General features: G+C 69.6%; 20 protein-coding genes. 10 read left to right on the top strand and 10 right to left on the bottom strand.

From position 1 onward, the window contains the following. Positions 1-174: 174 nt before the first annotated feature. A complete protein-coding gene (locus CP984_RS00290) occupies positions 175-1,413 on the top strand; it encodes an MFS transporter (RefSeq protein ID WP_030190815.1) in 1,239 nt (412 codons plus the stop codon). 347 nt (positions 1,414-1,760) lie between these two features. Continuing rightward, complete coding sequence (locus tag CP984_RS41765) at positions 1,761-2,402, top strand: Dabb family protein (protein WP_226048578.1); 642 nt, start codon at positions 1,761-1,763, stop codon at positions 2,400-2,402. Between the two features lie 447 nt (positions 2,403-2,849). Here the strand turns inward: CP984_RS41765 and CP984_RS00300 are convergent, their stop codons facing one another. Continuing rightward, positions 2,850-3,323, bottom strand: a complete 474-nt coding sequence (locus CP984_RS00300; protein ID WP_030190818.1) for an NUDIX hydrolase — start codon at positions 3,321-3,323, stop codon at positions 2,850-2,852. A 460-nt stretch (positions 3,324-3,783) separates the two neighbouring features. Between CP984_RS00300 and CP984_RS42535 the strand changes: the two genes are divergently transcribed. Further along, positions 3,784-3,909: a hypothetical protein gene (locus CP984_RS42535; RefSeq protein ID WP_255304195.1), complete on the top strand. Its 126-nt coding sequence runs from the start codon at positions 3,784-3,786 to the stop codon at positions 3,907-3,909. 530 nt (positions 3,910-4,439) lie between these two features. On the opposite strand, the gene CP984_RS00305 is transcribed toward CP984_RS42535, so the two are convergent. Next, the gene (locus CP984_RS00305; RefSeq protein WP_031009332.1) at positions 4,440-5,159 is read right to left on the bottom strand and encodes a TetR/AcrR family transcriptional regulator; all 720 of its coding nucleotides are present in this window, start codon (positions 5,157-5,159) and stop codon (positions 4,440-4,442) included. 74 nt (positions 5,160-5,233) lie between these two features. Here CP984_RS00305 and CP984_RS00310 point away from each other — a divergent pair, with 74 nt between their 5' ends. From CP984_RS00310 to CP984_RS00325, 4 genes are all read left to right on the top strand, one after another. Then, positions 5,234-6,814, top strand: coding sequence for an FAD-dependent monooxygenase (locus CP984_RS00310; RefSeq protein ID WP_030190821.1), 1,581 nt, complete (start codon positions 5,234-5,236; stop codon positions 6,812-6,814). 652 nt (positions 6,815-7,466) lie between these two features. Further along, positions 7,467-8,480, top strand: coding sequence for a hypothetical protein (locus CP984_RS00315; protein WP_003980029.1), 1,014 nt, complete (start codon positions 7,467-7,469; stop codon positions 8,478-8,480). A gap of 99 nt (positions 8,481-8,579) precedes the next feature. Beyond that, positions 8,580-10,103 carry an amino acid permease gene (locus CP984_RS00320; RefSeq protein ID WP_003980028.1) on the top strand — a complete coding sequence of 508 codons (1,524 nt, stop codon included), beginning with the start codon at positions 8,580-8,582 and terminating at the stop codon, positions 10,101-10,103. A 109-nt stretch (positions 10,104-10,212) separates the two neighbouring features. Beyond that, a complete protein-coding gene (locus CP984_RS00325) occupies positions 10,213-11,013 on the top strand; it encodes a GNAT family N-acetyltransferase (protein WP_003980027.1) in 801 nt (266 codons plus the stop codon). A gap of 85 nt (positions 11,014-11,098) precedes the next feature. On the opposite strand, the gene CP984_RS00330 is transcribed toward CP984_RS00325, so the two are convergent. Further along, complete coding sequence (locus CP984_RS00330) at positions 11,099-12,001, bottom strand: NmrA family NAD(P)-binding protein (RefSeq protein WP_003980026.1); 903 nt, start codon at positions 11,999-12,001, stop codon at positions 11,099-11,101. 125 nt (positions 12,002-12,126) lie between these two features. On the opposite strand from CP984_RS00330, the gene CP984_RS00335 reads away from it, so the two are divergent. After that, positions 12,127-12,972, top strand: a complete 846-nt coding sequence (locus tag CP984_RS00335; protein ID WP_003980025.1) for a helix-turn-helix domain-containing protein — start codon at positions 12,127-12,129, stop codon at positions 12,970-12,972. Positions 12,973-13,167: 195 nt separating this feature from the next. Here the strand turns inward: CP984_RS00335 and CP984_RS00340 are convergent, their stop codons facing one another. Then, the gene (locus CP984_RS00340; RefSeq protein WP_003980024.1) at positions 13,168-13,917 is read right to left on the bottom strand and encodes an SDR family NAD(P)-dependent oxidoreductase; all 750 of its coding nucleotides are present in this window, start codon (positions 13,915-13,917) and stop codon (positions 13,168-13,170) included. Positions 13,918-14,011: 94 nt separating this feature from the next. On the opposite strand from CP984_RS00340, the gene CP984_RS00345 reads away from it, so the two are divergent. Both CP984_RS00345 and CP984_RS00350 read left to right on the top strand, forming a co-directional pair. After that, the gene (locus CP984_RS00345; protein ID WP_003980023.1) at positions 14,012-14,620 is read left to right on the top strand and encodes a TetR/AcrR family transcriptional regulator; all 609 of its coding nucleotides are present in this window, start codon (positions 14,012-14,014) and stop codon (positions 14,618-14,620) included. Between the two features lie 95 nt (positions 14,621-14,715). Next, positions 14,716-16,335 carry a PucR family transcriptional regulator gene (locus CP984_RS00350; RefSeq protein ID WP_043979541.1) on the top strand — a complete coding sequence of 540 codons (1,620 nt, stop codon included), beginning with the start codon at positions 14,716-14,718 and terminating at the stop codon, positions 16,333-16,335. Between the two features lie 22 nt (positions 16,336-16,357). Here the strand turns inward: CP984_RS00350 and CP984_RS00355 are convergent, their stop codons facing one another. The 6 genes from CP984_RS00355 to CP984_RS00380 form a co-directional block, all read right to left on the bottom strand. Continuing rightward, positions 16,358-17,488, bottom strand: coding sequence for a serine hydrolase domain-containing protein (locus tag CP984_RS00355; RefSeq protein WP_032920330.1), 1,131 nt, complete (start codon positions 17,486-17,488; stop codon positions 16,358-16,360). 31 nt (positions 17,489-17,519) lie between these two features. Then, positions 17,520-18,629: an o-succinylbenzoate synthase gene (gene menC, locus CP984_RS00360; RefSeq protein ID WP_003980020.1), complete on the bottom strand. Its 1,110-nt coding sequence runs from the start codon at positions 18,627-18,629 to the stop codon at positions 17,520-17,522. Between the two features lie 44 nt (positions 18,630-18,673). After that, positions 18,674-19,447 (bottom strand): hypothetical protein, encoded by a 774-nt coding sequence (locus tag CP984_RS00365; protein WP_003980019.1) that lies wholly within the window; start codon positions 19,445-19,447, stop codon positions 18,674-18,676. Beyond that, positions 19,444-20,526: a M20 family metallopeptidase gene (locus CP984_RS00370; protein ID WP_003980018.1), complete on the bottom strand. Its 1,083-nt coding sequence runs from the start codon at positions 20,524-20,526 to the stop codon at positions 19,444-19,446. Before CP984_RS00370 ends, CP984_RS00365 begins: the two co-directional genes overlap by 4 nt. 270 nt (positions 20,527-20,796) lie before the next feature. Beyond that, complete coding sequence (locus tag CP984_RS00375; protein WP_030190861.1) at positions 20,797-21,822, bottom strand: dipeptidase; 1,026 nt, start codon at positions 21,820-21,822, stop codon at positions 20,797-20,799. Positions 21,823-22,101: 279 nt separating this feature from the next. Next, entirely contained in the window at positions 22,102-22,650 is a 549-nt protein-coding gene (locus tag CP984_RS00380) for a DUF4232 domain-containing protein (RefSeq protein WP_003980016.1), read from the bottom strand. Positions 22,651-22,722: the final 72 nt, after the last annotated feature.

Below are 22,722 nucleotides of genomic sequence, written 5' to 3' on the forward strand. Positions count from 1 at the left end.
AACCGCGGAGGGAGAGACGCAGCCGCCAGGCTGGGACGCGTGCGTTGCCCATGGTGGCGGATATACGACATCACCCGTGAAGGCAACGGTGCAGTCGCAGAGCTGCCAGCCACCTGTCGACAAGACCTGCTGGACTGATCGCGAAACGCGCCAGCCCATACAGGACGGAACACGATGTCGATTACCACCGCCGCTGCTCCCAACAGTCAATATGCGCCCTCTCGAGTCCCGCTGATGGGGTGGCTGGCGGTGGTCTCGGTCATGATGGGAATCTTTGCCATCGTCACCACCGAGATTCTGCCGATCGGCCTGCTGACCTCGATCGGTTCCGATTTCACCGTGTCGGACGGAATGGCCGGGCTGATGATGACCATGCCCGGCTTTCTGGCGGCTGCCGCCGCTCCGCTCGTCACCGCGGCCACAGCACGCTTCGACCGCCGGCTGATGCTGTGCGTATTCATGCTTCTGCTGGTACTGGCGAACTTCCTCGCCACCGCGGCACCCGACTACTGGCTCGTGCTGGTCTCTCGGATCATGGTCGGAATAACGATCGGCGGCTTCTGGCCAATCGGCGCGGGGCTGGCCGGCCGACTGGTGCCACCGGCCTTCGTCGGCAGGGCAACTGCTGTGATCTTTTCTGCTGTTCCGTTGGGTTCCGTTCTCGGCGTACCGGTCGGCACCCTTATCGGCCATTTCGCCGGATGGCGAACGGCTCTCAACGTCATGGGAGTTCTGGCAGCCGGCGTGCTGGTCATGCTGTTCGTCTTCGTACCGTCTCTTCCCCCGGTCCAGTCCACACGACTGAGTGTCCTCGGAAGCATGCTCCGCAGTGCCGGCACCCGCTTCGCTCTCTTGCTGACGTTCCTGATGGTGATGGCCCACTTCGCCACCTACACCTACGTCACACCATTCCTGGAGCAGGTCACTCACGTCAGCGGTGGTTTGATCACTACGTTCTTGCTGCTTTACGGTGCCGCCGGCATCCTCGGAAATTTTCTGGGCGGCGCGTGGGTGGCCCGATATCCCCGGAGTGTCTTCGGGCTTGCGGCCGGACTGATCGCCGCATCGACCCTCCTGCTCCCAGTATTGGGCCGCTGGAATGCGGGCGCGGTGGTTCTGCTGATCGTGTGGGGTATCGCGTATGGTGCCGTGCCAGTCGCGTCGCAGACCTGGTTCTCCAAGGCGGCACCACACACCCCGGAAGCGGCGTCGGTTCTGTTCACCGCCTCCTTCCAGGCAACGATCTCTGCCGGCGCACTCACAGGCGGAGTCATCCTGGACCGCACCTCTCCGTCCACGGTCATGCTGCTGGGCGGATGCACCGCAGTTCTCATGCTTCTGGTGATGGGGGCACGCTCCGTCGAGCGTCTTACCGGTCCGCACAGTGCGGAGCGGTCTCGAACGCGCGAATAACCGGCGCACCGACAAGAAGGCACGCTGCGGCCGGGCGCCCCGGCGGCTGGTAGGAGAACGACCTGCTGCGCCGCCCGTGTCTCGTACCGGACTGCGGAGGGTCTACGAGGGCTGACACCGGCATGCGCCCGTGCCAGCGCCCCCAACACCTGGGCCGCGACCGTCACCAGTGTCGGCGCTCAGGTCAGGACCAAGTCAGCTTGCCCCGGCGCCGTGCCCCGCAACGTCGCCCAACGCCAGCACGGTTGACGCGTCAGCCGCGGTGACAGCCCGCCGCCACTGGAAAAACCACTCCGGCCCCGGAGTCGAGAGAGCACAGGCTGCGGCCCTGACCACCCTCGCCACGCATGGTGCCCAACCGCGTGGTCGGCGCCATGTTCACGGTGACTGTTGCAGGCTCGCCCGATGTCGACGACGGCGTTGCTGTGCGCCCTGTCGCCGCCGTTGTCGTGGGCGCCCTGGCCGACGGCGGGACGGAGAACCTTGCGTCACCCATCCCTTGGGTTATAAGTTATAACTATCGCAAGAAGCTGAAGCTTCGCACTCGATGCATCCTGCCCTCGGAACGAAAGAGAACTGCCGTGATCTATCACCAGATTCGCCTCGCCATGCGCCCCGACGCCCCCAAGCACAAGGTCGACGAAGCGCTCGGCCTGCTGCGCAGGATGGGCCAGGAGATTGACGCCGTCGAACACTGGGCCGTCGGCCGTGACATCGGCGGCGACTTCGACTACGGCGCTCTCTTCGTGGTCAAGGACATCGACGCGTACCGCGCGTACATGCACGCCCCGCTCCATCGCCAGGTCGACGAGATCGGTCTACCGCTGGTTCGGAACATGATTTCCCAGGACCTCACCGACGACGAGGACCCGGAAATCGCTGACAAGATCCGCAAAATTCACGCGGACCGCTTCGCCGGTGATCCCGCCCTCGCCGCCCTGATCGAGGGGCTCGGTTCGTACGAAGGCAGCGGCGTAGCGAACGGCTGAAGGCCGGCTGCGCGGGCTGTCGTTCGGCTCGTCGGCGGGTATGGGCGGAGAAGGGCGGGGCACGATGTCCAAGCGTGCGAAGCCGAGTCTCCGCCCAGCGGCACCCGCCGAGAGTGACCGTGGACGAGCACCGCCAAGGCGGTCTGATGACGCGTCGACACGGACTGGACCGCGTCACGGAAGCCCATCCTCGACCACTACAACTACAGCATGCGCCCCTCGTCGGCCGGGCTGACCAGCGCGGTACGGCTGTGGAGCACGTTGCGGCTGATCGATCGGCTCGTCCGGAGTTCACACACGGAGTGGAAGCGGGCAAGAGGACGAGCGGAGGAAAGGGCAGCAAGGGAAGATGTCCGGGACGGCGAGTCGTCCGCCTATCTACTCGATGCCGACCGAAACCCAAGGGCCCTGACCCCACTCAGCCCAACCGCCCCGAAAACCCAGCCCTCAGTGCTGAATGAGACCCCCAACCGCGACAGGAGCAACATGCCCCGTCACCGGAAGCCTCTCCGCCAGATCGAGACCGATATCGACCAACGATGACCGACGCAGGCCAGCCACATCACCGATCTGCGTCCAGACCGACTCGGCGATTTCGCCGTTCGGTTCGGGGCGGAGTTGGCCGCCGGTGATGCGGACTCGGTAGAAGATGCCGACGTTCTGGTGGTCGGGCAGGCCGGGCCTGGGGCGGTCGGCCGCGGGGATCAGCCGGGAGTCCACGCCCAGGAGGCGTTCGACCTCCGCGTTGCAGCCGGTCTCCTCGGCGACCTCCCGGATCACCGCATCGAACGGGTCCTCCCCGTGCTCTACCCGGCCACCCGGCAGCGTCCAGTTGCTCTCGCCATTGGGTGATACATGGCGGGCGAGCAGCACCTGTCCGTCCTCAATACACACGGCGTACGCCGCCAGTCGGAAACTCAACCTCCGCACCTCCCCAACGGACCCTACGCCGGCCGCCAGAACCCCGTGCCGTACACCACCGAGCCTGATGCGTTCGCAAGTCCCGCGCGCCTCTTCAACGGCTGACTGGGCATGCATAGTTCACAGCCTCCGCGACGGCAGAGAGCAGTAACGGGGATGGTGGAACCGCCCGGAGGCAACTCCCCGACCTCACCGCGGCGTCCGCCCCGGTGGCCGGCTGGTCTCGCACTGGTCGTGCCAGGTGTGTGGGCGGTGCTGCGTGGGCGGCGGTACACGGTCCGGGTGCTCGCCAGTACGGAAGACCTTCCCGCGGATGAGCAGGTCGTGCTCGGCCGCCCGTCCGCCCGGCTGCCGCGCCTGGGGGCCGACCGCAGTCACGTCTCGGACGAGATCTGGCAGACCGAAGCGCTCGCCGCAGCGGCTGCGGCAGCGCGTCCTGCGGGAGCGGTACGTCAGAGCCATGATCCGGTTCGGCGCCGAATGGACGCCGCACCTGGCGATGCCGGACGGCAGATTCCCGCTGATCGGCTTCCCGCGCCGTACGCAGCACGCCCTGCGGCGCGTTCTGCGGCCGGTCTACCAGTGAGCGGGGGTACCAGCCCGGGTCGCCCCCACGACCGCACGTCCGTGGCCGGTCGCGACGGCCGTGATCCGGGTCGCCAGATTCTGGCTCGGCCTGACGGCATGGTGGCTTCTCGCCTCCGGCAGCCTTCCCCTCGCTTCTCCACAACCTTGTCGGCAACTCCTCCCAGAATGCAGGCTCTGCCCCGGGCGCGGAGGGAACCGACGGACTGACCTGGCTGGTGGTGTACGCCGCAGCGCTGCCCCTGCTCTGCGTGCTGGGTTTCGCCGACGCCACCGGGCTGGTCCTCCGGCACGACGTACGCGGACGGATCGACTCGCGTCTTTGACGCGTGGCCGTGCAGAGGCCACCACCCGGATCAAGCGGGCGTAGCCAACACCTCCGATGACGAGCACTTCGCCACCGCGATCACGGACACCGGCCGCGAGCACTTGATCATCGCCGGTGTCACACGACGTGCGCACCGTCTCCGGACCTCGTACCCCAGCCACAAGCCCGCTCCCACCCCCATGCCAACCACAGCCCCAGCCTCCCTACCGCCCCACAAGCCCCCCAACCATCACCCCAAGAGTGAAATCGAACCGCTCGTGCCCCTCCCCCGCGGTCAGCTCGGCCGCGTGGCGGATGGTGTGGGGGAAGGTCGCGGCGGGCAGGGCGGTGAGGCGGCGTTGGAGTTCGTCGCGGTCGAGGACCCAGGCGTCGTCGTGGGCCGCTCGCCGGCGTGCGATCGACACCTCCAGGCAGTAGGCGGCCACGTACAGCAGGAGGGCGTCGACGGCCCAGGCGGCGGCCTGGGGTGCGATGCCGCCGGCGAGCAGGACCGCCAGGAGTCCCTCGCCGACGCGCAGGGTCTCCCGGTCGGTGGGAGCCATGGCCAGCGCGGCGCGGGAGATGCCGGGGTATTTCAGGTACTGGTCGCGCAGCTGGGCGCATACGCCGCGGATCTGCTCCTGCCAGGCCGCGGGATCGGGCTCGGGGAGTACGAGCTCGGCGCACAGCCGTCCGATGAGCAGTTCGTCGAGGTCGGACTTGTTGACCACATGGGCGTAGAGCGAGGCGGGTCCGGTGTCGAGCGCACCGGCCAGTCGGCGCATGGTCAGCGCCTCGTAACCCTCTGTGGCGATGACGCCCAGCGCGGTGTCGATGACCTGTTCCACGGTGATCGGGGCCTTGCGGCGCCGCGGCCTGGAGGCTGCTTCGGCTTGGGGATTCGGCGGCTGGTGGCGTGCCGCGCGTCGCTCTCTCGGGTTCACCTGGTCATCATAACTTGACGCGAACAGTGTTCGTAAGTAGAACAGTGTTCGTGAAGACGAATGTGCAGCAGGACATGGACGTGACCGTGGTCGGAGCGGGGCCAGTGGGCCTTGTACTCGCCGCGGAGCTGGCGCTTTCCGGGGCGTCGGTGCAGGTGATCGAGCGACTGGGCGAGCCCGACGGGGGGATGAAGGCGGGTGCGATCAACGTGCCGACGGCCGAGGCCCTGGACCGCCGGGGTCTGCTGCCCGCCGCCGAACAGGTGCAGCGGGAGATGCTTGAGCGGGTCGGGTCGTTCGCTCGCGTGGCTGACGACGAGCGGCCCGCTGACGGTCGGCGAGCGCGCATGCCCCGGTTCACCGGGCATTTCGCGGGGATGGTCCTCGATGCTGACCTCGTGGACTGGTCCGATCCCGACCTCGCCGCCCACACCGCGGTCGACGGCGCGCGGATGGTGCCGCAGCGGGAGCTGGAGGAGCTGCTGGCCGGCCATGTCGCACGGCTCGGCGTGCCGGTGTGTCGCGGGGTGGAGGTCACCACGCTCGAAGACACCGGCGATGGTGTGCTCGTCGGCACCACCGCCGGCACGGTGCGTACCGGGTGGCTGGTCGGGTGCGACGGCGGGCGCAGCACCGTACGCCGCCTCGCGGGCATCGATTTCCCCGGCACGGACCCCGAGCTCACCGGGTTTCTGGCGGTCGCCGACATCGCCGACCCGGAGAAGCTCGCGGATGGATGGGCGTGGTCGACCCGAGGGGCGTACCGGTACGGGCCGCAGCCCGGGCGGGTGGTCACCGTGGAGTTCGACAGCGCCCGCTCCGGTCTCCCGCATGCTGAGCGCCGGTCCCGCAGGACGCCGGTCACCCTGGAGGAGGTGCAGACCAGTCTGCGCCGGGTCTCCGGCACCGATGTCACGCTGACCGCGCTGCGCGGCGCCGCGACCAGCTGGTCCGACAACGCCCGTCAGGCGGCGAGGTACCGGTCGGGGCGGGTGCTGCTGGCCGGTGATGCCGCGCACGTGCACTCGCCGTTCGGCGGTCAGGGGCTCAATCTCGGGGTCGGCGACGCGATGAACCTCGGCTGGAAGCTCGGTGCCGTGGTCGCCGGGTGGGCACCCGAGGGGCTGCTCGACAGCTACGACGCGGAGCGGCGTCCCCTCGGTGCCTGGGTACTGGACTGGACGCGGGCCCAGGTCGGGGTGATGCGCGGGGACGCCAAGTCGGCCGCGCTCCGGGAGGTCGTCGCCGGTCTGCTGAGCACCCGGGACGGCACGACGTACGCCGTCAAGCAGATCTCCGGCGTCACACAGCGCCTCGACCTGCCCGGTGACCATCCGCTGGTCGGGCGGTTCGTGCCCGATCTGTGGCTGAGGGACGGGTCCCGTCTGGTCGACCACGGTCATGGTGGCGGGTCCCTGCTGCTCGACCGCACTCCGGACGGTGCGTTCGCCCGCCTCGCCGAGGCGTGGGGCGGGCGGGTGAGCAGCGTGACCGACGAACACGCGGAGCCTGTCGGGGTGTTGGTACGCCCGGACGGGGTGGTCGCCTGGGCCTCCGACACCACCGGCGCCGCCGCCGTCGGCAATCTTGAGGCCGCCCTGCGCCGTTGGGCCGGAGCGCCGTCGTCCGTTCCCGAGCGCAAGCCGGTGGGCTGACCGTCGTAGCCGTCATCACCGATGAGCGGACCACCCGATGAGCGGACCACCCGATGAGCGGACCGCCCGGTGAGTAAGCGCTCTCCAGCCAGTCTCAGCAGGTACGGGACGAGCCGGGCACGCCCGCGATGAGCAGCCGTACCCTCCACCCTCCCCCATCGGCCTGCAAGGTCGCTGCGGGCTCGGGACCAACCACCTTGCGGCGCGTACCCACCGGCCCCGCCCATGGCCGAATCCGTATCTCCATAACCGGTCAACCTCGGATTCCTCTGGCCATGCACTTCCCCAGGCGCTTAGGTAGCTGTCAGGCATCCGCCGGTCCGCCTCGGACATGGTGACGGGACGGCCGGTACGCGTGCGCGCTCGCGCCTGCGCACCGGCCCGGCCCCGCCGTCCCGTGGGACCGCGCACCCGCACCCTGCCCAGAGGAATCCCCTGTCCATGCCCGCGTCTGCTCACCACCCGGTGTCATGTCCCCACCAACCGCCGCAGCGCGGTGCCGACGGCAGCGGCCGGGGAGCAGGCCAACGCACCACAGGCCCGTCGGAGTCGAAGCCGTACCGGCCGGTCGCCGTATGAAGACGCACAGACCAGCCTTAGCTCCTCTTTCCGCAGGCCCCACTTCCCGCCAGGCCGGACGGGAGGGGCCCCGATGACCGCCTCGCACCCGGCCGGTCGGGACCCGGACCTCTATCGGGCAGTGCAGGACATCCGGGCAGGTTACTGGATGCAGATGCGGCAGGTGCTGGCCCGGACCGGGTACTGGGCGCAGTGGACCTCCCGTACCCAGGTCCTGGGCGTGGCGGCGGCCGAGACCAACACCGTGGAACTGTGGCTCGAAGAGGAGCCGGACAGTATCGCCGCGCAGGTGATGTACGCCCGGGTCGCCACCGAACGGGTGCTGCGGGCCCACCGGAAACAGACGGCGACGAGCCCTGAACAGGCGCAGCGCCTGGAGAAGCTGGCGGACGGGGCCTGGCAGGCGAGTGGCCGGGCCGCCGCCCTGAACCCCAGGGATCCGGTGCCCTGGAACTGCTTCATCGCCCTGACCGAGACGGACGCGATCGGGCGCCATCCGCAGCATCGCGTACCGCCGCCGCAGCCGGAGTATCTGTTGCCGCCCGGGCCGTGGGGGCTGTTGAGGGAGGCGCACCGGCGGGACCCGTTCAACCGTGAGGCGTGGCACCGCATGTCCCAGGCTCTCCAGTCCCGTCCGGGTCCCGCGGGCCGGCGCGCGGTCGCGACGGACTTCGCGCGCTGGACGGTCTCGCTCGCGCCGGCCGATTCACCGCTGCTTCTGCTGCCGATATACGCCCGGGTGCAGGAGCACCGGGAGCGGCGGGACAGCGGTGAGGGCGTGGTCAATCTGCTCTGGAACCGAGAGGACATCACCCGGGCCATCACGCGGGCTTTCACGGGCTGGTTCGGGAACTGCGATCCGGCGACCAGTTCCCAGCTGGACCTGAACCACTTGGCGTACGCGCTCGTGAGGGGCGGTTTTCCGCATTGGGCGGCAATGGTCTTCGAGGCCATCGGCGTCTTCGCCACGCGGGACCCGTGGCAGTACCACGCGCAGCACCCCCACCAGTGGCGGGAGACCTTCGAGACAGATCGCGACGCCTGTCTGAAGTCTCATCGCCCGCATACGGAGGAACGCAGCCTGTGAAGTCCCACCGGCTTTCCGGGCGCGCACCGCCGACGCCCCTGGCGGCCCGACAGGCCGCCCCACCCTTTCCCTTTCTGCTTTCCTTTGCGGAGATCCACGATGCGTACTTCGGCACATGCACGACGGCAGCAGTCCGGACCGCTCGACGAGGACGAGCGTCTGCTCAAGGAGCTCGGTTATACGCAGCAACTGCACCGGCGCATGGGCGCGTTCGGTAATTTCGCCGCTTCCCTGTCGGTCATCTCCATCATGTCCGGCACTTTGCTGCTGTTCGGGTTCGGCCTGAACAGCGGCGGCCCGGCCGTGGTGATGTGGGGGTGGCTCGCCGTCGGACCGCTGGTGCTGTGTCTGGCGGCGGCGCTGGCCGAGATCACCTCCCGCTATCCCACCAGCGGCGGCCTTTATTACATGGCCCGCCAGCTCGGCGGTGAGCGGTGGAGCTGGTACACCGGCTGGCTCAATCTCCTGGGGCTGCTCGCCGGAATCGCGGCCCAGGACTACGGCATTGCCACCTTCACCGCCGCCTGGGCGAACCTGCAATGGGGCATCGTGCCGTCCCCGGGGGGACTGCTGGCGCTGTACGCGGTCATTCTCGTACTGCACGCGGTGCTGAATCTCTTCGGCGCCCGGCTGATAAACGTGCTGACTTCCGTGAGCGCGTGGTGGCATCTGGCCGGGGCGGTCGTCATCATCAGCGCTCTGACGTTCATCCCCTCCCACCACCAGCCGGCCGGTTTCGTGTTCTCCGAATTCACCAACAACACCGGCTGGGGCGCGCCGGTGTACGTGATTTTGCTGGGCATGTTGCTGCCGTGCTTCGCCCTGGCCGGTTACGACACCTCCGCCCACCTGAGCGAGGAGACCAGCCGGGCCTCCGTCGCCGCGGCCCGCGGCATCGTCCGCTCGGTGGCGGTGTCCTGGGTCGCCGGCGGCATCCTGCTGGCAGCCCTGATCTTCGCCGTGCAGGACTACGCCGCGACCCTGGCCAGTCCGACCGGCGTGCCGGTGGCGCAGATCTTCCTGGACGCGCTGGGCGTGGCCACGGCCAAGGCTCTACTGCTGGTGATCATCGTGGCGCAGTTCCTGTGCGGGTACACGGTGACCGCCTCCGCCAGCCGCATGATCTACGCGTTCGCGCGGGACGGCGCCCTGCCGGGCTGGGCCCGCTGGCAGAAGGTCAGCCGCCGCACCGCCATCCCGGCCAACGCCGTCTGGCTCGCGATCTGCGTCGCCTTCGTACTCGCCCTGCCGTCCCTGTACTCCGCCAGCGCGTTCTCCGCGGTCACCGCCATCTCGGTGGTCGGCTTCACGCCGGCGTACGCCATTCCCGTACTGCTGCGGCTGCGCCACCGTGACAAGTGGGCGCCCGGGCCCTGGCACCTGGGCCGCTGGAGCCGGCCGATCGGCTGGACGGCGGTGCTGTGGGCGGGTGTGGTGACAGCGCTGTTCATGCTGCCGCAGACCAGCCCGGTCAGCGCCACCACCTTCAACTACACGCCCGTCGCCACGGTGGCGGCCCTCGCGCTGGCCGCCCTGTGGTGGCGTATCGGACGCCGTTCCTACGTAGAGCGCCGCTCCAGCACCGTCCAGACCCAGGACGAAGACCTCGAAGGCATCGTGTGATGCGGCCCCGAACAGGCGGCGCGAGAAAAGTCCCCGTCGGGCCCGTGGAGCCGGGTCGCCGACGGCCCGTTCACGAGACGTCACAAGCTCGATCATGTGTGGAGGTACGGTGACCGATTGCGCGGAATCCATCGAATCGGTGGAACAGCTCGCCACCGCCTGGCGGACCCTGGTGCTCGACCGCGATACGGACGCGGATGTGCGCGACCTGCCGGGAATTGCCGTCCGCTGGGTCGACAGCCGGTTCTCTTTCTGGAACTGCCTCGCCTTGACCGATGTCGGCGCGGGAGCGGAACTCGTCCGACACCGCCTGAACCAGGCAGCGGACATCATGCGCGCGAAGAAGCACCCCGGCTACCTGTGGCTTTTCGAAGACCTCCTCGACGACGAGGCCCGCTCCGTGTTCAGGACGGCGGCCGAGCGAGCCGGTCTGCGGTACGCCTTTCCCGGTACGGGCATGGCCGGCGACCTGCTCCCGGTCCCCGACCCGGTACACCCCGACCTCACCTTCGTACGCGTGAGCACCGACGAGCAGTTACAGGCATACGCGGACCTCAATTCGCGCGCCTACGGGTTCCCGTTGGAGGACGGCCGCGAAGGGCTCGTCGGGTCCATGCTCTGGAAGAGCGAGGTGTACGCCTACCTGGCATTGCGCGGCGACACGCCGGTGGCCTGCGCCGCCACCCTCGAAGCGGATGGCCGCCTTTTCGTGGCCTTCGTCGCCACCGACCCGCAGTGGCAGCGCAGGGGCTACGGCGAGGCGGTCACCCGCAAGGCCCTGTACGAGGGCCACCAGGCCACCGGGCTGACCCGCGCCACGCTGCACGCGACCGCCGCCGGAGCCCCGGTGTACCCGCGTATCGGCTTCAAGCCGAATTCACCGATCCATTTCTACAACGTGGAGAACTGAGCCGACGGGGAGGCGTCGTCGCGGGCGGAGGGGCGCTGCCTTTCGCCATTCACCGCCGCGACGACCGCCGCCAGGTAATGTCCTCTTATTCGGACGCCGCGTGGTACCGCGCAGCGAATTCTTCTTCCACGAACCGTTCGATGGAGGTGGGGGTCGAAGTGCGGGCGGTACGGGGCTGCTGCATGCGCGTATGCCGGCGGTTGAGGGAATTCCCCACCTCGGCCATCATGTCCGCGACGTTGGCGGACACGCCGTTCCTGCGGAGTTCCGCGTGGAAGGCCGCGAGGTCGATCCGCTCGTAGACGAGGTCGGTCACGCCCAGGGCTTTCGCTATCACGCCGGTGGCTTCCCGCATGCTCACGTCGCGTTCCCCCTGGAGTTCCAGGACCTCCGTACCGCGCCAGGTGCCGGTGGCCAGTTCTTCCGCGGCTCTGGCCCCGATGTCGCGGGTGGCGACGAAGGGCAGCGGAAGATCGGGGTCGAAGGGGGCACTGATGCGGCGCAGGGTCCTGACGGCATCGATGTGGTCCAGCAGGTTTTCCATGAAGTAGCCGGCCCGCAGCCACAGCGCGTCCACTCCGGGGACGGCCGAGAGGCGCTGCTCGAAGCGGTGCAGCCCGGCGACCGGGCCGGTGCCCTCGGCATGCTGCGCTCCCCAGCTGCTGAGCCCGACGACGCGGGTCACCCCGGACGCGGCCACCGCCTGGGTCAGGGCGGCCGCCACCTGGTCCTGGAAGGCGCCGAAGTCGGGGTGATCGGGAAGGTAATTGGGCTGGATGACCGCGTAGATGCCGTCCGTGCCGCGGAAGGCGTCGGTCAGTGCGGCGGCGTCCCTCTGGTCGGCTTCCCACACCTCGGCGCCCCGCTCGGCCAGGCCGGCGAGCCGCCGGGCCGAGCGGCCGATGGCCCGGACGGGATACCCCTGCGCCAGCAGCCGCACAGCGGCGGCCCGTCCCGTACGGCCACTGGCACCGGTGATGACAAACATCGACTGCTCTCTTTCTCTCACGCGCCGGGACGGTAGTCAGCCGGCCGGACGGGCGGGTAGGAGTGGCACACCCACCCCAGGGGCGCACGGGCGCCCCCCGAACGCCGCGTCCTTATGCTGGTGACATGGGCGTTTCGAGCAGCCGCAGCGGTGACGGCGGGCCGCTGGCGGGCTTCCTGCGCGCCAGACGGAAACAGGTGCACCCCGAACGGCACGGGCTGGCTCCGGGGGCAAAGCGCCAGGTGCCGGGGCTGAGGCGGGACGAGGTAGCGCTCCTGGCAGGGATCAGCACCGACTACTACGTACGCCTCGAACAGGGACGGGAACGGCGACCGTCCCGCGCGGTACTGGAGGGGCTGAGTACGGCCTTGCTGCTGGACACCACGGCAGCGCGATATCTCCGTGAGCTCGCCGCCCCCGCCGGTGGGGCGTCCACGGTCGCAGTGGTTCCCGGCATGGGCACGGAACGGCTGGAGGAGGTCCACCGGCTGCTCGGTGCCATGACGGTGCCTGCCCTGCTGGTGAACCGGTGGCTCGACATCGTGGGCAGCAATACGCCCGGCGCTCTCCTCCACGAAGGGCTGGAGCCCCAGGACAACTACGCCCGCATGGTCTTCCTCGCCCCCGGGGCGCAGTCGTTCTTCTTGGAGTGGCCCGAACTGACCCGCTGCATGGTGGCAGCCCTCCGTACCCAAACCGGATACGAGGTCGGGGCACCCCGTCTGACCGAGCTGGTGGACGAGCTGACCGCCGGCAGCGAAGTCTTCAGCACTGCATGGAGCGAGCACCGCCTCTACGAGAAGGCGATGGACCGCAAACTGCTCCATCACCCGCGTGTCGGACCTCTCACACTCAACCAGCACGTCCTGGAACTACCGGGAGCCGACGGCCACAGGATCTGGGCTTACCACCCGGCGGACGACGCGACCTCGGATGCCGTGGTTCGGCTGGGGGCTTCGGCGTTGCCGTAGGGAACCCTGCTTCTCTCGGGCACCTGGGGTCCCGGGTGGTCAACGAGGAAGGGGGCCCCGACGTCCACGAACGTTCGCCGTCGGATTCCGGCCGGCTGGATCGGCCCTGTTCCGCACACGCCCGGCCCGGGCGCTTGCCGGCGATCCGGGCCGGGCAGCAGCCGCGCGTACCCCGCGGCCGATGTCTCCTGTGGGTCAGATCTGGTTCTCGCCTCCGTCGACGTACAGGTTGGCGCCGAGGATGAAGCTGCTCTGGTCGGAGGCGAGGAATGCCACGAGTCCGGCGACTTCCTCCGGGCGGCCCATCCGGCCGAGTGCCGAGGTCTGGGCGAGTTGTGCCCTGACGTCGGCCGCGTTCTCCTCGCCGAAGAGATGGGTGATTCCGGGGGTGTCGATCGGACCGGGCGAGATCGCGTTGACCCGGATGCCGCGATCCTTGAGGGTGTTGGCCCAGGTCCGCGCGAAAGAGCGGACGGCGGCCTTGGAAGCGGCGTACAGGGTGAACGCCTCCTTGCCGTTGTCGGCGGCGGTGGAGGCATTCAGGATGACCGAGGCGCCGTCGTTGAGCAGCGGCAGCGCCTTCTGCACGGTGAACAGCGTGCCGCGCACGTTGATCCCGAAGATGTGGTCGAAGTCCTCCTCAGTGATCTGCCCGAGGGTCACCAGCGAGGCGGTCGCCGCGTTCGCGAACAGCACGTCGAGCCCTTGGCCCCGGGCGCGGACGGCTTCGTACAGCCGGTCCAGGTCGGCCGGGTTCGCGATGTCACCCGCCACCGCGGTGACCCTGGTCGCGCCGATGGTCTCGACGGCCGCGTCCAGCTCGGTCTTGCGCCGGCCGGTGATGAACACGTGCGCGCCTTCGTCCGCCAGTCGTACGGCGGCTGCCAGGCCGATCCCGGTGCTGCCGCCGGTGACGACGGCGGTCTTGCCTTCCAGCTGTCCCATGTGAATGACCTCCATCCATTTAAGTACCGATCGGTACTGAACGGGACCGTAGCACTTCCGCACCGGTCGGTACAGAAGGGTTATGATCGAGGGCATGGAGACGCAGCGGAGGGCGCCGATCGGCCGGCCGAGAGGATTCGACGCCGACGAGGCCCTCGAACAGGCCATGCGGGTCTTCTGGGAACGGGGTTACGAAGGCGCCAGCCTCACCGACCTCACCAGCGCCATGGGCATCACCCGTACCAGCATGTACGCGGCGTTCGGCAACAAGGAGGACCTGTTCCACAAGGCCCTGGAGCGCTACGCCGAAGGCCCCGCCTCGTACGGTGCCAGGGCCCTGCGGGAACCGACCGCCCGACAGGTGGCCACCGCGTTCCTCAACGGCTCCGTCCGGACCACCACCCGCCCCGGCTGCCCCGCCGGCTGCTTCGGCGTTCAGGCGTCCCTCGCCGCCGGCGACACCGCGCGCACCGCCCGGGACGCCCTCGCCGCTTGGCGCAACGAGAGCACCGACCAGCTCCGCGACCGGTTCCGTCGGGCCGTCGACGAAGGCGACCTGCCGCCGGACTCCGATCCCGCAGTGCTCGCCCGCTACGTCATGACCGTGGCGAACGGCCTCGCCGTCCAGGCCGCCAGCGGCATCACCCGCGAGGAGTTGCAGCAGGTCGCCGACGCGGCCCTGCGGAACTGGCCGCCCGCCTGAGGGATCGGGGAAGTCGGGAAGATCACGGGCATGCCCCACCACGGTGCGACCGCCGAGCGGCGCCACCGACGACCGCATCACCGCAAGGAGCACCTGTGGACGCCTGTACGCTCGGCGACCTGATCGATGCCGTCGGCAGCCCGCCCCTGCGGCTGCTCACCGCGCCCAACGGACCCGCCGTCCCGGTCACCGAGGCGCTGCTGTACGACGCGCACGCTCCGCTGCCCCGCGCCCCCGGCGCCCTGCTGCTCGCGGTCGGCGTGCGGGCGGCCGCGGCCGGGCCGCTGGTGCGGGCCGCGGCGGAGGCCGGGATGGCCGGGGTCGTGGTGCGGGCTGCGGACGGGCCTCCGGTCAGCGAGGCCGAGGCGTACGGCATGGCGCTGCTCGCCGTGGACGAGGAGGCGGCCTGGCACCACGTCCACCTGATGCTGGCCTCGGCGATCGGCGCGCGGGCCGCGCAAGGCGGCGGGCTCGCGGACCTGTTCGCGCTGGCCGACGCGATCGCGGCGGCGACCGGCGGCGCGACAGCCGTGGAAGACCCGCATCAGCGGATCCTCGCCTACTCCACCGTCCCCGGTCAGCCGGTCGACGAGGACCGCCGCCAGGGCATCCTCGGTCTTCAGGTCCCGGGCAGCGCGGACAACGCGGAACAGGTCCGGCTGGTGGTCTCCTCCGACGGGCCGGTACGGCTGCCCCCGCTCACGGCGGGCGAACTGCCGCGGCTCGCCATCGCCGTACGGGCCGGCGGCGAAACCCTCGGTTCGGTCTGGGTGGTCGACGGCGGCACGCTCGCTCCGGACGCCGAGGCGACCCTGACCCAGGGCGCGTCGACGGCGGCGCTGCTCCTGCTGCGCACCCGCGCGGCCAAGGAACTGGCCCGCCATCAGAACACCGACCTGGTGCGCCGGCTGCTGGACGGTTCGGCGGACGCCTCGACGGCAGCGCACCGCCTGGGGCTGGACGCGGTCCGCGTGGCCGCGTTCATGCTGGACTTCGCGGCGAGCGCCCCGGACGCCGAGCGGGCCTGCCTCAGGCTGCTGGATGTCGTACGCCTCCAGTGCGAGGCGCGCTACGGGCGGCAGGCGTGCGTGCTTTTGGACGGGGTGGTGTACGCGCTGCTGCCCGCGGCCGGAGAGAAGGACGGGGCGGCGCGGGCGGCGCAGGAACGGAAGACGGTTCACCAGCGGCACCGGCAGCTGGCTGAAGACATCGTGCGCCAGGCCGGGCGGTCGCTGCGGGTACCGGTCCGGGCGGGGCTCGGCGAAGTGACGGCGGACCTCGGCGGGGTGGTGGACTCGCGTGCGGACGCGGATGTGGTGCTGCGGCTGCTGCACGACGCGCTGCCGGTGGCCACGATCGACGAGGTACGTCCGCGGGCGACGCTGCTGCGGCTTGCCGAGGTGATGCAAGGGCGGCGGGAATTGAGGGCGGGCGCCTGGCAGCGGGTACTGGCGGTGGACGCCGGGCAGGGCACCGACTATGCCCGCACCCTGGTGTCCTGGTTCGACGCGGGCTGCGACGTGGCGGGCGCGGCGAAACTGCTCTCCGTCCATCCCAATACCTGCCGTTACCGGCTGAAGCAGGCCGGGCGGCAATTGGGGATCGATTTGGAGGATCCCGATGAACGGTTGGTGCTTTGGTTGCAGTTGAGGGTGCTGGCGGGGGTGGCACGGCGGGATTCCGCCGTGCCACCCGAGCAGAATGTTCCGTACTGACCAGAAACCGAGCCGATTCCGGTCAGCGGAGGTCGCGGATGAGGTCGCCGATGATGGCGTCGACCCGATCCGAGTCGAACGTTTCCGAGCCGATCAGCAGGGTTACGGCCCGTCGGCCGTCATCGGTGACGGCGTTCCTGAATTTGTGGCCGCTTTCCATATGGCCGCTGTGTCCCCAGGTGACGAAGCCCCTAGCGCGCTCGTAGCGCTCGACGCCCAGGCCGTACCGTTCCCCCGACGAGCCGTCCGGGACGGTCTTCTTCATTTCGGCAAGCTGGTCCGGAGCCAGCAGTTTCCCGGTCATCAGCGCGGTCCAGAACGTGGTCGCGTCGGCTCCGGTGGAAACCAGCGCTCCCGACGCGTCGGCTCCGGAGGTGTTCCATTCCGTCCTGTCCCGCAGCGCCCCGTTCCGCTCCGCGTAGCCGCGCAGATCCGGCTCGGGCAGCTTGGTCCGGTCGCCGGGCCAATAGGTCTCGCGCAGTCCGAGGGGCTCGATGATCCGCTGCTCGATCTCGGTGCCGATGTCGCGGCCGGTGACCTCGGTGACGATCAGACCGGCCAGGTTGTAGTTGGTGTTGGAGTAGGAGAAGCCGGCCGGAGTCCTGTCGTCGGGCGGGGGCAGCGTCAGCGCCTGCTCGACGGTCTGCAAGGGCTCCACGTGGTCCCAGCGGCGCGCGTCCAGGTCGTGCCAGTACGGCGCGTCCAGGTAATCGGGCAGGCCGCTGGTGTGCTGCAGGAGCTGCCGGATCGTGATCTTGCGCCCGTCGTAGGACTTGGTGCGGATGAGGCCCGGCAGATAATGGTCCACGGTGTCGTCGAGCTTTATCCTGCCTTCGCCGACGAGCTGCAGAACGACCGTGGCCGTCCAGGTCTTGGTGTCGCTGGCGATACGGCTGTGCTCGTTGCCGACGACCTTACGGCCCGTCTTGAGATCGGCGAGGCCGACACCGCCGTTCCAGACGCCGCAGCGGGGGCTCTTCACCGTCACGCTGATTCCTGAGGCGCCGACCTCCTTCAGCGCTTTGAGCGCCGTCTGAAGGGGCTTTGCGTCACACCGCGGTGTCTCGGCCGAAGCGGCGGGCGCCGTGGTGGACACCATCGCCAATGAGGCGGTAAAGGCCAAGGCCACGAGAAGACTCTTCCTGCATCGCATGCTTTCTCCTTTGCCAGGTTGATTCCGGTGCTTACAGCGCGATCCATTCGCTGGAGGTGGTGACCTCCTTGAGAACGTCGGGCAGCGGCTCAACACCGAGTCCGGGACCGGCCGGTACCTGGAGATGGCCGTCGGTGAGGACGAACGGGTCCGTGATGTCGGTGGCGAAATAGCGGCTGGAGCCGGAGGTGTCGCCTGGGAGGGTGAAACCGGGCAGGGCGGCCAGGGCGACATTGGCGGCGCGGCCGATACCGGTCTCCAGCATTCCGCCGCACCAGACGGGAATGCCGTGGGCGCGGGCGAGGTCGTGGATGCGGCGTGCTTCGAGGTAGCCACCGACCCGGGGTGGCTTGATGTTGATGACGGAGCAGGCACCGAGGGAGATGGCCGCCGCGGCGTCGGCGGCGGACTCGATGGATTCGTCCAGGCAGACCGGGGTGCGCAGCAGCTTGGCCAGGGCGGCGTGCTGGACCATGTCGTCGTTGGCCAGCGGCTGTTCGATCAGCAGGAGGTCGAAGTCGTCGAGTTTGGTGAGCTGCCGGGCGTCCGCCAGGGTGTAGGCGGCGTTGGCGTCGACCTGCAGGAGCAGCTCGTCGCCGTAGCGCTCGCGGACGGCGCGTACCGGCTCGACGTCCCAGCCGGGCTCGATCTTCAGCTTGATCCGGACGTAGCCCTCGGCGAGATACGCGTCCACGGCGTCGAGGAGTTCGGGTACGGAGTCCATGATCCCGACCGAGACGCCGCAGGGTACCCGGTCCCGCGCGGCGCCCAGGTACGAGCCGAAGGACTCGCCGGCGCCGCGGAGCCGGGCGTCCAGCACCGCCGTCTCCAGCGCGGACTTCGCCATGCGGTGGCCGGTGAACGGCTCCAGGACGCGTCCCACCGCGTGTACGTCCACGCCGTCCCTCGGCAGGGCCGGTATGAGGAACCTGCGCAGAACGTCCTGAGCGCCGTCGACGTACTCGGAGCAGTAGCGGGGCTCGGACATGGCCGCGCACTCGCCCCACCCCTCCCCCTCGGTGGTGACGACGCGGACCAGCAGCACATCGCGGCTGGTCTCCACGCCGAAGGAGGTACGGAACGGGGCGACGAGCGGCATCGCGATCCGACGCAGCTCGACACCGGTGATCTTTGTGTTCACGGTCGGTGGCTCCTCTTACGGGGGGCAGGTGGGGGCGGAGGCGGTCAGGGGTGGGAGGCGGTGCGTTGGATCACGTAGCGGCGGCGTTCGTGGAGGCCGACGACGCGGGCGCCTTCGGTGAGCAGGTCGCCCAGGGTTTCCCGTACGGCCAGCCGCCAGGCCCGGGCGGCGCCGGGGTCGGTGCGGCGCAGGGCTTCGATGTCGTCGGGCAGGTCGACGAGTACGGTCTCGGCGTCGGTCTTGGCGATCTCCGGGCGGCCTTCGCGGTTGAGGACGCGGTGGGCGGCGCCGGTGGGGAGCTCGGTCACCTCAAGCGGGGAAGGGGTGGGCTCGGTGAGGTACCAGGCGGCCAGTACCCGGTCGGACTCGTCGCCGCCGTTGATCGCGTCGTCCATCGCGCCGTAGAAGGAGGTCAGGTACTCCTCCGGGCGCGCACCGAGTTTGACCAGGTTGAAGTAGGCGTTGCGGCGGATGAGCGGGTCGTAGGTCCACGTGATGCGCGTCAGGCGGCGGGCCAGTGCCCACTGCCGCTGGTGCATCTTGAGGGCGAGACCCACGCCGTGTCCCATGACGGCGCCGGTGATGTGCGAGTGCAGGCTGGTGCCTATGGGTTCGCCGAGGAAGGCGACGGACGCCCCCACCAGCCGGCCGCCTTCGTACGCTCCGGCCACATAGTTGCCCGCGTGGGAGAGGGCCCGCATGATCTCGCCGGAGATCGGCGAGTCGCCGGGTTCGCTCCCCCAGATGTCCGCGTAGAGAAGGCTGACGGCCTCGAAGTCCTCCATGAGGTGGAGTTCCCGGACGGTCGCCCCGTTCATCGCAGGGCTCCGACGAGCTGGGCCAGGAGCCGGGCGCGGGCCGGCATCGTGGCGGTGACGACGTGTTCATGGTCGGCGTGCGCCCCGTCGCCCACCGCGCCGAGACCGTCGAGCGTGGGGCAGCCGACCCCGGCGGTGTAGTTGCCGTCGGAGGCGCCGCCGACGGCCGCCTGCCGCAGCGGGCCGAGGCCGAGCCGTACGGCCTGTTCGGTGGCCAGGGCGAACAGTTCAGCCGAGGCGTCGGGACTTAGGGGCGGCCGGTTGGGACCGCCCTCGACCGCCACGCGGGCGCCGGGAATCCGCGGTTCGAGAGCCCTGATGAACTGGTCGACCGCTTCCTGCGCCGCGGCGTTCGGCACGCGCACGTCCACGCTCAGCGCGGCCCGCGCGGGCACGGTGTTGTTCGAGGTGCCGGCCTTCATCAGGGTGGGAGTCACGCTCGTCCCGGGCCCGGTGGAGGCGATGACGGTGTCGGCGACGCCTCCCAGAGCCAGCAGCTGATGAGCGAGTTCGGTGGCCGCGTTGACACCCTTCTCCGGTTCCAGTCCGGAGTGGGCGGCACGCCCGTGAACGGTGATGTCGTAGAGGGACACGCCTTTACGGCTGGTCTTCAGGGCTCCGCCGGGTGCCGAGGGCTCCAGGACGAGCGTGGCCGAGCACTGGCGCGCGACGTCCTCGATGAGCGCACGGGAGGTGGCCGAGCCGGTCTCCTCGTCGCCGGTGACGAGCACACAGAGGCCGTCGAGGGAGGGTAGCGAGGCGAGGGCGTGGAACATCTGGACCAGCCCTGCCTTCATGTCGAAGACCCCGGGGCCGCGGGCGATGCCCTGTTCCACCGACCAGGGGTGGGTCTTGAGAGAGCCGATCGGCCAGACGGTGTCGTGATGGCCCAGCAGCAGGATGCGCGGGGTTCCGAAGGTCCACTGCACGTGGGTGACGCCCTCGATGTTCAGCGTCCTGGGCGAGGCGCCGAGCAGTCGGCGGCCCTGCGCGGCGACGACCTGGCCGCTGCGGGCCACGGCCGCGTGGTCGTCCGAGAAGGACTCGCAGGAGACGAGTTCTTCGAGGTCGGCGAGCATGGTGGTCAGGGAGGGGGTGGGCGGGGTGTGATCTGCGGTCGGTGCGGGGCCGCTTGTGCGGGGTGGTGTGGCACGGGGGTGGGGTCTCCGGAGGTGAGGGTTCAGTGGGTTGGCGGGTCGGTGGAGGGAGGGCCCGTAACGGGGTATTTACGGCAGGCTGGGGTGCCGCGTGGCGTCGAACGCGCAGGTCGGAGCCACGTCGGGAGTGGGGATGTGGTGGGAAGTCGAGCGGGCTTCAGCCCGTGGGCGGGTTCAGGCAGGTGTCCTTACTCAGGAGCCCATGTACGTACTCATGAGCCGCCGCATATTCCCGCCGAGAACCTTCAGGACGTCCTCCTCGGGCACGCCCCGGCGGACCATCGCCTCGGTGACCAGCGGCATGCCGGCCGAGCCTTCCAGGCCGGGGAAGTCGAACACGGGGTCTTCGTCGTCGGCGTTCTCGCAGCAGGGCGGGGTGACGTCCGCGATGACCTCGCGGACGAAGTCCGATCCGAGGCCGACGTGGTCGATTCCGGCCACGGAGATGACGTGTTCGATGTGGTCGACGACCCGGTCGACGCTCACCTTCGTCTCGTCATCGGTGAGAAAGTCCGGGACGAAGTTCACGCACACCATGCCGCCGGTGCCGGCCACCCCTCGGATCTGGTCGTCGGTGAGGTTGCGGTGGTGATCGCGCAGGGCGCGGGCGCAGGAGTGGGTGGCGATCAGCGGGCGGGTGGCGAGTTCCAGTACGTGGGAGACTCCGCTCGCCCCCAGGTGGGAGATGTCGAAGAGCATGCCCAGACGTTCCATCTCCCGCAGCGCCCGGACGCCGGGAGCCGTCAGCCGACTGCCGGTCGCGTCCTCCCGGCTGCCGTCCGCGAGCGGCGTACGTCCCCAGTGGGCGATCGAGGCGATCCGCACGCCGAGCCGGAACAGGGTGGAGAACAGTTCGACGGAGGCGTCGATGCCCGGCGCGCTCTCCAGCGCGAGTACCAGGGCGATCTTGTTCTCGGCGAGGGCCACGTCGATGTCGGCACCGTTGCGGCACAGAGCGACCTGATCGGCGTTGGCCTCGGCGAGGACGTGGGCGCACTCGATCATGCGGAGGGTCTGCCGGAGCGCCCCCTCGGGTCGGTACTGATCGTCGATGAACACCGGCAGGACCTGGATGTCGATACCGCCCTCACGCAGCTGGGGCAGCCACCGCTCCCGGAAGAAGCTGCCCCACTTCGCCGGGGAGCGGGCGGCAACCGCCATGAGGAGGTCATTGTGGGCATCGGCGACGATGGCGCGGTCATGCAGGTCCACGGACACGACGGTGCCTTTCGTACGGGAGGCGGGGAGGGAGAGGTCGAGGCCCGGCGGTTCGCCTGGGCACCCGTCCTCACCCATGCCTCCGAGCGACTCGATGAACTGCGTCGCAGCGTATGCAGGGCGAACCCCCGGCTTCTTTGTCCGGGGGAACGAACTTGGAGGTCACCTCTTGGCCGTACGGACAATGCCAGGGTGTGGAGGCCGGTATTCACCAGCCCGGGCATCACCAACCCGTACCGTCCCCCGCCTTGAAGACGCAGAACCGCCGCGGTGCGGCCCTCAGCCCACGCCGACCGGATTGACGAAGGTGCCGGGGCGGGTCGCGCCGGACTGGTTCAGGATGGCGCCGCCGTACGGCCAGTTGAGGGTGGCGTGGCGCTTTTCGTCGGGCGGGGTGAGCAGGACCTTGGCCGGGACGAAGGCGTGGGCGTCGTTCTTGGCGACCGGCAGGATGTTCATGGTGGCCAGGGCCGTGTCGTCGCCGGGCCGCAGGGTGATGGTGCTCGGCCTGTCCGCGGAGCGGCGCAGGTCCCACGTCTCGCCGGACTTGCCGATCAGGCGGACGCCGGGGAAGCCGTGCAGAGTACAGGTGCGCCCGCTGGTGTTCTTCAGGCGGATCGCCGCGATCTGCTGGTTGGTGGCGTCCATGTCCGGCCGGCCGCCGTGCGCGGAGTCCCAGCCGTAGCGCAAGTCGCCGGTGTGGCAGCGGGTGCCGGTGGCGGCGGACGCCTGCTCGCCGGCCGCCGTCGGGGCCGCCTGCGCTGCTCCGGCCGTGCCGACCAGCATAGCGGCGGCAGCAATGGCAGCGAACTTTCCGGTGGTACGCATCGCGAACACTCCACTCTCGCTCGGCGGTTCACAGGGCTTCCATCAGTCTCCCTGTTCGCCCCTCTCCTCCCC

This window comes from Streptomyces rimosus, from assembly GCF_008704655.1.
Classification (GTDB): Bacteria; Actinomycetota; Actinomycetes; order Streptomycetales; family Streptomycetaceae; genus Streptomyces; species Streptomyces rimosus.

Bases quoted from the DNA above. Each gene is read 5' to 3' on its own strand.
- CP984_RS00290 (WP_030190815.1), top strand. From the start codon at position 175: ATGTCGATTACCACCGCCGCTGCTCCCAACAGTCAATATGCGCCCTCT.
- CP984_RS41765 (WP_226048578.1), top strand. From the start codon at position 1,761: ATGGTGCCCAACCGCGTGGTCGGCGCCATGTTCACGGTGACTGTTGCA.
- CP984_RS42535 (WP_255304195.1), top strand. From the start codon at position 3,784: ATGATCCGGTTCGGCGCCGAATGGACGCCGCACCTGGCGATGCCGGAC.
- CP984_RS00310 (WP_030190821.1), top strand. From the start codon at position 5,234: ATGGACGTGACCGTGGTCGGAGCGGGGCCAGTGGGCCTTGTACTCGCC.
- CP984_RS00315 (WP_003980029.1), top strand. From the start codon at position 7,467: ATGACCGCCTCGCACCCGGCCGGTCGGGACCCGGACCTCTATCGGGCA.
- CP984_RS00320 (WP_003980028.1), top strand. From the start codon at position 8,580: ATGCGTACTTCGGCACATGCACGACGGCAGCAGTCCGGACCGCTCGAC.
- CP984_RS00330 (WP_003980026.1), bottom strand. From the start codon at position 12,001: ATGTTTGTCATCACCGGTGCCAGTGGCCGTACGGGACGGGCCGCCGCT.
- CP984_RS00335 (WP_003980025.1), top strand. From the start codon at position 12,127: ATGGGCGTTTCGAGCAGCCGCAGCGGTGACGGCGGGCCGCTGGCGGGC.
- CP984_RS00340 (WP_003980024.1), bottom strand. From the start codon at position 13,917: ATGGGACAGCTGGAAGGCAAGACCGCCGTCGTCACCGGCGGCAGCACC.
- CP984_RS00345 (WP_003980023.1), top strand. From the start codon at position 14,012: ATGGAGACGCAGCGGAGGGCGCCGATCGGCCGGCCGAGAGGATTCGAC.
- CP984_RS00355 (WP_032920330.1), bottom strand. From the start codon at position 17,488: ATGCGATGCAGGAAGAGTCTTCTCGTGGCCTTGGCCTTTACCGCCTCA.
- CP984_RS00365 (WP_003980019.1), bottom strand. From the start codon at position 19,447: ATGAACGGGGCGACCGTCCGGGAACTCCACCTCATGGAGGACTTCGAG.
- CP984_RS00370 (WP_003980018.1), bottom strand. From the start codon at position 20,526: ATGCTCGCCGACCTCGAAGAACTCGTCTCCTGCGAGTCCTTCTCGGAC.
- CP984_RS00380 (WP_003980016.1), bottom strand. From the start codon at position 22,650: ATGCGTACCACCGGAAAGTTCGCTGCCATTGCTGCCGCCGCTATGCTG.